Below are 10,416 nucleotides of genomic sequence, written 5' to 3'. Positions count from 1 at the left end.
GGACAAGCATCGTCATTTTATTATGGTCAGCCTCAGGGTGAAGTGTGTCTAATCAACAGGGTTTTCGGTCTCTAAGTACTTTTTAAAGGGAACATCATCGACTCAAATCTCTATTTGCAACAGTGCCGATTAGGGGGAATTCAGGGATTACTTTTATTTCAAGCAAGTACAGGTTTTATCTGTACGATGAGGAAAATAAGAGAGAGTAAAAGTGGTAAGGAATTCCCACTGTTACTCTAACAGAGATTAAGCAGGATCAGCTGTAAATCCACGCTCACTGAGAGTGGCAATGACTTGATCCTGACTCACCGTTGTGTTGATTTCAACAATACGGTTTTGTAAATCAATATCGAGTGAGGCATTCGAGTCGAGCTCTTTAATTGCGGTAGTAATGCCGCGTGCACAACCACCACAAGTCATATTAGCGATGTGAAATTTCATATGTTGCTCCTTTTTAACAAAACATTTGTTTAAAACATTAGAACAGTAACTCTAAACTTTCACCATACAACCAGCCTTTTTCTGAATCAGTTACTCGCTGTAACTTGGTCTGTTTACAACCTTACAGTTTTCTTCAGAGTATTCCAAAGAAGAGTGTTCTAATGACTACAGTAAAAGTACTTAACCAACATTAATGTGACTTTAAAATGACATTTTTGTCATCTACGATCACTCTGAAATTTATAAGATTAGTTATTTCAATCAATGGTAGTGAACTGAATAGATGAGACCGTTATGGGTTGAAGATAAGCTAAAAACCGGTGACTACCTTTATGTATAATGCCTCATGATGCGATTTTACTGTTCTGATTGTCGTAAGTTGGCAGTCCAGTAGAAACTTTATTGCTCAGCTACAAAAGATAAATGCAGTAATGTTAAATTTCCTCAATTCCCTTATTTTGAAATTCTCTTATTCAATACCCACGACAGTGGTTATATAGCCTGTTGTTAATAGAATTGATAGACCTAATAACATCTCAAATAAAATGGCATGACTAAGGTGTTTAGCGAATTTAGGATGTTGAAGACGCGGGGTGAAATACCATTTGTTGAAGGCAGCTAAAAGTAGAATACCTATAACAAAAAACATTTTAACCATGAAACCATAGCCATATGCAGTATTGATTAAGGTATTAAAATCCTTAATTAAAAGAAGAGCTACACTAGCGCCACAGGCGATTAATATCCCAACAATGAAAGCAGCAATACGTCCAAATACATGCATGCGATCTTTTAAAGGTAAACCACTTATTTCCCGGCTGGTTTTCCATAACGGATATAAAGACCCCATCCATAACGACATAACTAGAATATGGATTGATAATAAAATTTGAGCAAGTAAGGTTAAATTAGCGACATGTCCGAGCTGGGAAAAACTAAAAATAATCGGGAGAAGTAAAACACAAAATATTGAACTTTCAATTATAGAAAACTGACCTTTGTTCCTGTTAAGTTTAACCACCATGAGAAGAAGTAAAAGAGCAAAACTAATAGAACGAAGAACGTATATATACCCCGTCGGAGTATTAACCAATATATTAATATACGTGGGGTCCACCATCCCTGTAATACCAGTATTGGCAAAACTACCAATCAGAATAAAAAATCCCAAGGTACTGGAAATTAGGCCTAATCCAGCGCCAATTGTAATATATTTAAGAATCGATTCTTTTAGTTCAAGATATTGTCTAAGTAAAAAATAGCAAAAGGCTCCACCAACGACAAAAGCTACACTTAAATATAAAATAACCTTAGTTAACCAAGTGGCCCACATCCAATATTCAGAAATCATTATTTTTGTCCATTCTAGAACAACATGCCAGCACCTCACTGACATGTTGAAAGGTAATCAATTCTTATTTAGTTGATTTGATAGTGAAACTATATTCACCATTCATGTTGTGACCATCTTTCCCCATTGTTGTCCAGACAACGGTATATTTACCTTTTTTCAGTTTCGGAAGAGCGACATCAAAGGATTTCTTTAAGTCATGAGTAACTTTATATTTTAAAGGAACATCTCTTCGCTGAGCATCCAGTAACTTAATATTCATCAACATAACCTCTGCACCAAAGTTAAGGGTCAAGTTCTTTGGTTGACTAAGGATAGATGCATTTTCCGCAGGAATCGCACTCACTAAACTCACATGAGCGAACGTAGTTGTAGTAGCCACAATCATCGTTGCAGCTACTACAACATTACGTAGAGCAGTCATTTTATTTTGAAATAATTTCATTTACGTTTCCTCTTGATTCGTTAGTTCATTAGAGATGACTTTATAAAATCTATATTTAATGAGACCACATCATCTCCTCTTATATTTCAATTATTAGTGAGAGACAGAAACAGAGCGATGACTTCAAAATTACATTTTTGTCATTTTTAAAATTTAAAATCTTTAACTATTAAAATAATCTTATTGAAAAATAATGATCATTTAACAAACAAATTATGTAGGTGGTTGATTTATGAAATGTAGTAATCATTTTGTCTAAGAAAATAGTAGCTATTTAATTTTTTATATTTTAGTTTAAATATAAACATGTTATGTTTAATTTGATCTAATATAAATTTGTGGGCTAAGCACATGACTCAAACACGTCCAAGAATGACCAAATTATTTGAACAGCTTGGTTTAGCTTCTACTGAAGAAGCAATTGCAAAATTCATAGAGAGCCATCAGCTAGCTGGAGATGTTTTTTTAACACAAGCAATTTTTTGGACTGATGCTCAACGTCATTTTTTAGAAGAAAAACTACACTCTGATGGTGAATGGACGACAGTGATTGATCAATTAAATGAGTCTTTACATGAAAATTCAGTAAAATAATTTTCCGTTAGTATTAAGGATCTACATTCTTCCCTGCATTGAATACAACTCATTCATACAGTAGTACTGTTTTGGAGATGGAATCTCTATTATATAAGTAGTAGATTCCTTACTCTGAAATGGCTTTGTTGCATAAATATGTAAGCATCTGATTTAAATAAATTTAACTTTGGATCAAAAAATAATCAAAACTTCTAAAATCATATAGTTATGAAATCTTTGTGCAACAAAGCCTCGCTATGGGGACCGGAACTGATGTCGCAATGAATAGTGCCCAAGTTACGCTGGTCAAGGGAGATTTACGAGGGATTGCTGTTGCCCGTTCACTTTCGGAAGCTACTGTCGGCAACATGAAACAGAACCTCATGTTTGCTTTCCTTTACAATGCTTTGGGTGTCCCTATCGCGGCTGGCGTACTATATCCATTTACCGGTTGGTTGTTGTCACCGATGATTGCCGCCTTGGCTATGAGTTTGAGTTCAGCTTCAGTCATCACGAATGCCCTTCGCCTGCGAAATAAAAAGTTATGATAGAGAGTTCTTTTCTTCCACCAGATGTACCAGGTCTTATTGCAGCACTTGCCATCGGCCTGCTCATTGGTTTAGAACGAGGATGGCACGATCGTGAATTGCCCGAGGGCAGCCGAGTAGCAGGCCTACGTACCTTCACATTGACAGGATTGCTCGGAGGAGTGCTCGGTCATTTACAACCAAACTTCGGGCCTTGGCCGCTGGTCGCGGCCGTATTAGGGCTTTCCTTATTATTAACAGTGTCCTACGCGCGTACCGCAAAACTTTCCGGTAATCTAAGCGCTACCACGACGATCGCGATGCTGTTGACATTAGTTTTAGGTGCATATGCATCCCATGGTAATGTTACTTTAGCATTAACCGCGGCTGTAATCGTCGCTGTATTTTTGGATCTCAAGCCAACCTTACACGGTTGGCTACGCTTGATAGAGCATCGTGAATTAACCGCATCCCTGCAGTTGCTGGTACTTTCTGTCGTTATATTACCCTACTTACCCAATACGGGTCTGGGACCTTTTGCTGCATTAAATCCTTACCAGTTATGGTGGGCAGTGATCCTGATTGCCGGACTCTCTCTGGCAGGTCATTTTGCCATGCGGCTTACCGGTTCAGAAAGAGGCATATTCTGGACAGGTCTATTGGGTGGTTTGGCATCTTCTACAGCTGCAACTGTCGCACTGGCACGCTATACACGCCAGCACCCCGTCATGGTCAGTGCTGCTATTTCTGGAACATTGGCTGCCTGTGGCATCATGTTTTTTCGTATGGTTGTGCTGATAGGCGTCATTGAGCCAGCATTGCTAAGCACTTTTGGTGGTGCAATGATGATTGCGGGAATCCTTCTGCTGGGTATGGCATTGTGGAGACAACGCCAAATTACCAGCGCTGAAAACAACGATCGAACAATAGAAGCAATGGCTCCTTTTGATCTTGGGACAGCATTCAGCTTCGCTGCTTTCCTGGCTGTCATGGCAGTCTTGGTCCCGGCAGCAAAACAATGGTTGGGCACCAGCGGCATCTTCGTATTATCGACTATTTCTGGGCTAGCAGACGTAGATGCTATTTTAGTCTCACTTGCCCGCCTGCATAGTACTGAAGGCTTAACAACAAATGTGGCTGCTGTCGCGCTAGGGCTGGCCACACTGAGCAACATGTTAAGCAAAGCGACAATTGCATGGATGACAGGGGGGGGCACAGTTTGGCCGAGCTATCATATTTGGCTACACAATTGCCATGATAGGTGCTGGCGTAGCTCTGGCTCTCAGTTTGAGCTTTATGTAAGGTCAACTCGGGTAAATGGAAGATGTTCAAAAAATGAGTTAAAATGATTTCCCTTGCATGGATTCACTTTGAAAAACAATGGTAAAAATGATTCGACCATTGAGGGATTCAGCCTGGATGGTCGCCCCAAGCATATCAAGAATAGATTTTGTTATCGCGAGCCCTAAGCCGGTTCCTTCTTCTGTTCTTTGTCTAGATGCATCTGTTCGATAAAATCGATCAAATAACCTGGATAGTTGTTCAGGAGAGATTTCAGGGCCTTCATTTTCAATTGAAAATATTGTGTTATCTAAATTCTGTTGAAGTTTTATGCGTATTGTAGAATTCTTATTTCCATATTTAACTGCATTAGATAATAGATTGCTGAGTGCTCGACGTAACATAGCAGGATCACCTTTGACATTTCCAGATCCTGTTTGTTGAAGCGTCATATTTTTTTCGGCAGCTAGCGCATCATAGAAATCAAATAAGGCTGTAACTTCTTTAACCAGGTCAATATTCTGTAAGTTCTGTAATTTTAGGCCATGTTCTGCTTTTGCCAAGAAAAGCATATCGGATACCATTCGAGCCAAACGTTCTAATTCTTCTAAATTAGAAAATAGTACTTCTTGATAGGTACTGGTATCTCGTTTACGGGCAAGACATACTTGAGTTTGAGTCATTAAGTTATTAATCGGTGTTCTAATTTCATGCGCTAAATCAGATGAAAAATCGGAAAGCCTTTCTAAAGCTGATTCTAGTCTGTCGAGCATATCATTGAAGGCAATTGCTAATGATTTTAGTTCTGTTGGTGTGTGCTCAACTTCTAAACGTTCTGAAAGATGTTGGGCAGAAATGCCTTCTGCGACCTTAGCCATTTTTTGCACGGGTCTTAAACCTCTCCAGGTTGCAAACCAGCCTAAAAACATTAAACAAATCGTACCGGCTAAACCAATGTAAAAAAGTTGACGCTTAAAATCATTTAAAAAATGTAGATGTTCAGATGTATCGATCCCCACAATAATGCGTACAGATTGTATTTCAGTATTTTTGTTTATATCCGTGTTGTAGATCATGCCACGATAGGTCTTATTCTTAATTTTCCATTTAATCCAATGGTTATTTGCTGACTTGATTAACTGTTGAGTATTAATGATTGAAGGTGTTGAACTAAATAAAATCTGACCTGCCGGTCGTTCTATTTGGACCATAAGATCATGGTGTCCAACTAAAGCATCTTTCAAATATAGATCAAGTTCTGGAGAATTTTTAGGATGCTGTTGGAGAAGATTCTGAATAAGCTGGATTTTACCTTCTAATTGGGTACGATCTTGCGTTTCAAAATGATGCATCACTAATTTATGGATGAAAAACCCCATCATAATGAGAATGCATATAGTCGATAATGAGAAAATAATACCAATACGAAAACTGATAGATTTGAATAATTTATTATTCATCTTCTACCTCTAATACATACCCCATTCCTCGAATATTCTGAATTAACTTAGGGGTAAAATTACTATCTACTTTATTTCTTAATCGTTTAATAGCGACTTCAACTACATTTGTATCACTATCAAAGTTCATATCCCAAATTTGAGATGCAATAAGTGCTCTTGGTAGAATTTCACCTCTTCTACGCATAAAAAGCTCCATAAGCGCAAATTCTTTAGCCGTCAGATCAATGCGTTGACCTGCTCGTGTTACCCGACGTTTTCTCAAATCAAGTTCTAAATCAGCAATCTTAATAATATTATTATCTTCTCTTTGTTGCCCTCGTCTAAGGAGCGTTTTTATTCGAGCTAGAAGCTCTGCAAAAGCAAAAGGCTTAACTAAATAATCATCAGCGCCTAGCTCTAATCCTTTTACTCGATCTTCGATTTGATCTCGGGCGGTAAGAAAAAGAATGGGCATTGTTTTACCGCTGCTACGAATATCATTGATAATATTCCAACCATTTATTCCAGGTAACATCACGTCTAAAATAATTAAGTCATACTCTTCAGAAAGAGCTTGATGTTTACCCGTTAACCCATCTGTAACCCAGTCCGTAATATAGCCAGCTTCGGATAAACCTTGCTTGAGATAATCACCAGTTTTTTGTTCATCTTCAACTAATAGTATTCTCATCTCAGAATCCTAAGTTATTCATTAAAACTATAATAACGTTATAAAACATCTGATCGAGATAGATTACAAAAATGTCATTTTCAAGTCACTTAGATGTTCAGTGCTTCACTTTATTGTAGTAGCAAGAAATTAACTTTTAGAGAAACTTATGAAAACTGTAGTGCGTCGTAGTCTAACAATTTTAATGTGTGCTGGAACTTTAATTGCTGGTACTCAATCTTGGGCAAAAGATGTATCAACCTCAAGTGCCACTAAAACGGTAAAAGCACAGGAACCTTGTACAAAACCTTGTAAAATGGAAAAAGATGACAAGACTCAGCAAGATCATAGTCAACATCAGTCTCCTAACTCATCTGACATGTCAAAAATGGATCATTCTATGATGAATATGGACCATTCTAAAATGGATCATTCAAAGATGAATATGCCTGGTAGCAATAAATAATTTTATAAATAGCGAGAAAGAAGTATTAAAGTTTATACTAAATATTTGCTTTATTACTTCAATCTTGACCTTTCTAAAGGTGAGATAGAATGTCAAAAAAGTTAAGTCATATACTCTTAATTGGAGTTGGTTTATTTTCATCAACTTGGGTAATGGCGGCAGTTAAAGAATATGATTTAACAATCGCTGAACAAACTGTAAATATCACAGGAAAACCAGTTGAGAGAATTACTGTAAATGGTAAATTCGTTGCACCACTTCTTGAATTTGAAGAAGGTGATGAGGCCGTTATCCGTGTTCACAATAAGTTAAAAAATCAGGACTCTTCAATCCATTGGCATGGCTTATTATTACCTGGAATTATGGATGGTGTACCTGGATTTAACAAATTTAATGGCATTGCCCCTAATAAAACTTATGAATATAAGTTTAAAGTCCGCCAAAATGGTACTTATTGGTATCATTCACATAGTAAAGGACAAGAACAAGACGGTTTATATGGTGCTTTTGTTATTTATCCTAAAGATAAAACTCCACTAACAGCTGCTGAAAAAACCGATAAAGATTACGTTGTTTTGCTTTCTGATTTTCATAATTCAACAAGTGATCAAATTATGAAAAATCTTAAAAAAGAAGCAGATTACTATCAGAACCGTCGCGAAACAGTATTCGATGTATTAAAACAAGTTAAACGTGATGGATTAAAGGCAACTTGGCAAGACCGCTCTATGTGGAATCAGATGCGGATGTTGAAAACAGATATGTCCGATGTGACTGGTTATACATTTTTAATGAATGGCAAAACACCTCAGCAAAACTGGACCGGTAACTTCAAAGCTGGTGAAAAAGTTCGCCTTCGTTTTATTAATGCTTCCGCTATGTCATTCTTTGATGTACGCATTCCAAACCTAAAAATGACTGTAGTCAGTGCTGATGGTCAACCTGTAAAACCCGTTCCTGTAGATGAGTTCCGTATTGGTACTGCTGAAACCTATGATGTCATTGTGGAACCAAAACAAGCACATTACCAAATTGAAGCTGAATCTATTGATCGTACCGGTTTTTCAGTGGGAACATTACATGAAGAAAGCAGCCCAGCAGTCAAACAAATTGAGATGCCTAAATCTCGCCCTCGTGCTTTATTAACTATGGAAGATATGGGGATGAGCCATGACATGTCATCTATGAAAGATATGAATCACGATATGTCTTCTATGAAAGGTATGGATCATGATATGTCTTCAATGAAAGATATGAATCATGATATGTCTTCTATGAAAGGCATGAATCACGATATGTCTTCTATGAAAGGTATGGATCATGATATGTCTTCTATGAAAGGTATGGATCATGATATGCCGATGAATAGCGCTACTGTTAAGGCGGCTTCAGACAAGAATGATAATACCGTATTTGGATGGGCAAATGCTTCAACACCTGAAGGTAATAAAGCATTGCAATATAGTGATTTGCAATCGTTAGATCCTCAAAAAGACACTCGTGCAGCTGAACGTGAAATAGAGATCCGTCTTGGTGGAAACATGGAGCGTTATATTTGGACAATAAATGGTAAAAAATTTAATGAAGCCGACCCACTAGTGGTGAAGTATGGTGAACGTATTCGCTTAAAATTTGTCAATGACAGTATGATGGCTCACCCAATGCACTTACATGGCATGTTTATGCAGCTTGAGAATGGTCAGGATCCAAGCAATATGCCAAACAAACATACGGTAATTGTTCCACCTGGGAAAACGATAACCACTCTACTCACAGCTGATGAGTTAGGTGAGTGGGCTATTCATTGTCACCTGCTTTACCATATGAGTGCAGGAATGATGAATAAACTCATTGTAGCTCAAGTGGAAGATGGTAATTCTACAAAGACTGTTCCTCAGTCCCAAGTAAATGAGAAGGGAGTAAATCCACATGCACATCACTAATAATTTGTTTTCAAAAACAACTTTGATGATTGCGCTATTTGGATTATCAAATCTAACGTTCGCTAAAAATGAAACTCCTGTACAAGAAAGTAATATTACAAATGGTATGAGAGTCTTATTACAGGAGTCTGGTGGCTTAAGATATAGCCCCCAAGAATTGTATCCAGAATATTATTCAATGGAAAATGCAAATGGGGGAGATAATATTATTTTGACTGCAAGAAAGAGATCAGACGGATCTCACGATGATCATCTTAAAGAACATGGCGGACAAATTTATCAAGTAACAAAACTTGAAAATGCATGGATAGTTGATGAAGATGGTAAGGGTAAGCTAGGAACAAAGCTTGAAACTTTGATTGGGACAGATGAAAATCGTCTATTTATTGAAGCCAATTCGGAAAAGTCAGAAAGTAATGATCCAGAATATGCTGTATCAGCACTTTATAGCCGTAACGTAGCCCCATTTTGGGATGTACAAGCTGGGGTAAGATATAGTGAAGATAAAAATAACAGCAGCAGCGATCGAGTGGATGGGGTTATTGGTATATTAGGTCTAGCTCCTTATTTCTTTGAAACACAAGCATATCTTTATGGCGGTGAGAATAATTTTTGGGGAGCAAGTTTTGAATTAGAACGTGATTTGCTTTTAACTCAGAAACTTATTACTCAACCTTATATCGAAGCAGATGTAATATTTAGCGATGATTCTAACTATGCTGCAAAATCAGGTTTATCAGAACTAAAAACTGGTATCAAAACCCGATATGAGATTACTAAGCGAATTAAACCTTTCATTGATGTTGCTTACCAATATGAAAAAGGACAGAAAGCCACTTCTATGCAAGAGGCAACAGAGTCTGAAAAGGGATGGAAATATGGTGCAGGCATCGAATTAGTTTTTTAAAATAGTATGATTTGGATTCATGAATGGTAGCTTCGGCTACTATTCATGAATTATTACTATTTATTTTCGAATCTGTAAAACTAAAAAAGCTTAATTTTTGGTCTATTTTTATGCAGTGGTTAAAAACATGCTTAAAATTATCACTTATGAGAGTTTTTGATATGCCAACTAAAAAACCAACATCTGAGCGTGATATCGCTAAAGCAGCTGCTTATATATTGCAAGAAAGCTTTATTAAAGGGTAATCCCCCCTAAAAATAATAGGATCTAAAAGTAGAATTTTCTCTTAAGATACGAGCAGGAGATTCTGCATGAAAACATCTAAATTTACTGACAGTCAGATCATGTCCATCTTGAAACAGGCAGA

General features: G+C 37.2%; 10 protein-coding genes and 3 pseudogenes. 8 read left to right on the top strand and 5 right to left on the bottom strand.

Annotated elements, in window-relative coordinates; all coding sequences use genetic code 11:
- Positions 1 to 75 (top strand): annotated as a pseudogene (locus tag FTU55_RS14160) (IS6 family transposase); the annotation flags it as partial.
- Between the two features lie 171 nt (positions 76 to 246).
- On the opposite strand, the gene FTU55_RS14155 reads toward FTU55_RS14160, so the two are convergent.
- The 3 genes from FTU55_RS14155 to FTU55_RS14145 form a co-directional block, all read right to left on the bottom strand.
- Positions 247 to 441 (bottom strand): heavy-metal-associated domain-containing protein, encoded by a 195-nt coding sequence (locus FTU55_RS14155; protein WP_004281879.1) that lies wholly within the window; start codon positions 439 to 441, stop codon positions 247 to 249.
- A 469-nt stretch (positions 442 to 910) separates the two neighbouring features.
- On the bottom strand, positions 911 to 1,792 hold the full coding sequence (locus FTU55_RS14150; RefSeq protein ID WP_005105846.1) for a copper resistance D family protein: 882 nt from the start codon (positions 1,790 to 1,792) through the stop codon (positions 911 to 913).
- Positions 1,793 to 1,856: 64 nt separating this feature from the next.
- Positions 1,857 to 2,237 (bottom strand): copper resistance protein CopC, encoded by a 381-nt coding sequence (locus FTU55_RS14145; RefSeq protein ID WP_004681441.1) that lies wholly within the window; start codon positions 2,235 to 2,237, stop codon positions 1,857 to 1,859.
- A gap of 351 nt (positions 2,238 to 2,588) precedes the next feature.
- Between FTU55_RS14145 and FTU55_RS14140 the strand changes: the two genes are divergently transcribed.
- From FTU55_RS14140 to FTU55_RS14130, 3 genes and pseudogenes are all read left to right on the top strand, one after another.
- Positions 2,589 to 2,831: a DUF2789 family protein gene (locus tag FTU55_RS14140; protein WP_004281876.1), complete on the top strand. Its 243-nt coding sequence runs from the start codon at positions 2,589 to 2,591 to the stop codon at positions 2,829 to 2,831.
- A gap of 233 nt (positions 2,832 to 3,064) precedes the next feature.
- Positions 3,065 to 3,361 (top strand): annotated as a pseudogene (locus tag FTU55_RS14135) (copper-transporting ATPase); the annotation flags it as partial.
- Positions 3,358 to 4,642, top strand: a pseudogene (locus FTU55_RS14130) (MgtC/SapB family protein). The pseudogenes FTU55_RS14135 and FTU55_RS14130, both read left to right, overlap by 4 nt.
- A 38-nt stretch (positions 4,643 to 4,680) precedes the next feature.
- Here FTU55_RS14130 and FTU55_RS14125 read toward each other — a convergent pair.
- On the bottom strand, positions 4,681 to 6,081 hold the full coding sequence (locus FTU55_RS14125; RefSeq protein ID WP_160232245.1) for a heavy metal sensor histidine kinase: 1,401 nt from the start codon (positions 6,079 to 6,081) through the stop codon (positions 4,681 to 4,683).
- Positions 6,074 to 6,754 carry a heavy metal response regulator transcription factor gene (locus tag FTU55_RS14120; RefSeq protein ID WP_005180717.1) on the bottom strand — a complete coding sequence of 227 codons (681 nt, stop codon included), beginning with the start codon at positions 6,752 to 6,754 and terminating at the stop codon, positions 6,074 to 6,076. The genes FTU55_RS14125 and FTU55_RS14120 overlap by 8 nt, the downstream gene beginning before the upstream one ends.
- A 148-nt stretch (positions 6,755 to 6,902) precedes the next feature.
- On the opposite strand from FTU55_RS14120, the gene FTU55_RS14115 reads away from it, so the two are divergent.
- From FTU55_RS14115 to FTU55_RS14100, 4 genes are all read left to right on the top strand, one after another.
- Positions 6,903 to 7,199: a hypothetical protein gene (locus FTU55_RS14115; protein ID WP_005006338.1), complete on the top strand. Its 297-nt coding sequence runs from the start codon at positions 6,903 to 6,905 to the stop codon at positions 7,197 to 7,199.
- A gap of 89 nt (positions 7,200 to 7,288) precedes the next feature.
- Positions 7,289 to 9,142, top strand: coding sequence for a copper resistance system multicopper oxidase (locus FTU55_RS14110; RefSeq protein WP_005180719.1), 1,854 nt, complete (start codon positions 7,289 to 7,291; stop codon positions 9,140 to 9,142).
- Positions 9,129 to 10,049 (top strand): copper resistance protein B, encoded by a 921-nt coding sequence (locus FTU55_RS14105; RefSeq protein WP_160232246.1) that lies wholly within the window; start codon positions 9,129 to 9,131, stop codon positions 10,047 to 10,049. The genes FTU55_RS14110 and FTU55_RS14105 overlap by 14 nt, the downstream gene beginning before the upstream one ends.
- Positions 10,050 to 10,072: 23 nt before the next feature.
- The gene (locus FTU55_RS14100) at positions 10,073 to 10,294 is read left to right on the top strand and encodes a hypothetical protein (RefSeq protein WP_005180724.1); all 222 of its coding nucleotides are present in this window, start codon (positions 10,073 to 10,075) and stop codon (positions 10,292 to 10,294) included.
- The last annotated feature ends 122 nt before the right edge of the window (positions 10,295 to 10,416 follow it).

Origin of the sequence: Acinetobacter sp. YH12117 (genome assembly GCF_013418865.1) — a bacterium.
In the GTDB taxonomy this organism is placed as follows: Bacteria; Pseudomonadota; Gammaproteobacteria; order Pseudomonadales; family Moraxellaceae; genus Acinetobacter; species Acinetobacter indicus.
The sequence above is the reverse complement of the archived record's forward strand: the minus strand, read 5'-3'. Positions and strand labels throughout refer to the sequence as shown.

Excerpts from the sequence above, each read along its gene's own strand:
- FTU55_RS14155 (WP_004281879.1), bottom strand. The coding sequence starts at position 441 with ATGAAATTTCACATCGCTAATATGACTTGTGGTGGTTGTGCACGCGGC.
- FTU55_RS14150 (WP_005105846.1), bottom strand. The coding sequence starts at position 1,792 with ATGATTTCTGAATATTGGATGTGGGCCACTTGGTTAACTAAGGTTATT.
- FTU55_RS14145 (WP_004681441.1), bottom strand. The coding sequence starts at position 2,237 with ATGAAATTATTTCAAAATAAAATGACTGCTCTACGTAATGTTGTAGTA.
- FTU55_RS14140 (WP_004281876.1), top strand. The coding sequence starts at position 2,589 with ATGACTCAAACACGTCCAAGAATGACCAAATTATTTGAACAGCTTGGT.
- FTU55_RS14125 (WP_160232245.1), bottom strand. The coding sequence starts at position 6,081 with ATGAATAATAAATTATTCAAATCTATCAGTTTTCGTATTGGTATTATT.
- FTU55_RS14120 (WP_005180717.1), bottom strand. The coding sequence starts at position 6,754 with ATGAGAATACTATTAGTTGAAGATGAACAAAAAACTGGTGATTATCTC.
- FTU55_RS14115 (WP_005006338.1), top strand. The coding sequence starts at position 6,903 with ATGAAAACTGTAGTGCGTCGTAGTCTAACAATTTTAATGTGTGCTGGA.
- FTU55_RS14110 (WP_005180719.1), top strand. The coding sequence starts at position 7,289 with ATGTCAAAAAAGTTAAGTCATATACTCTTAATTGGAGTTGGTTTATTT.
- FTU55_RS14105 (WP_160232246.1), top strand. The coding sequence starts at position 9,129 with ATGCACATCACTAATAATTTGTTTTCAAAAACAACTTTGATGATTGCG.
- FTU55_RS14100 (WP_005180724.1), top strand. The coding sequence starts at position 10,073 with ATGGTAGCTTCGGCTACTATTCATGAATTATTACTATTTATTTTCGAA.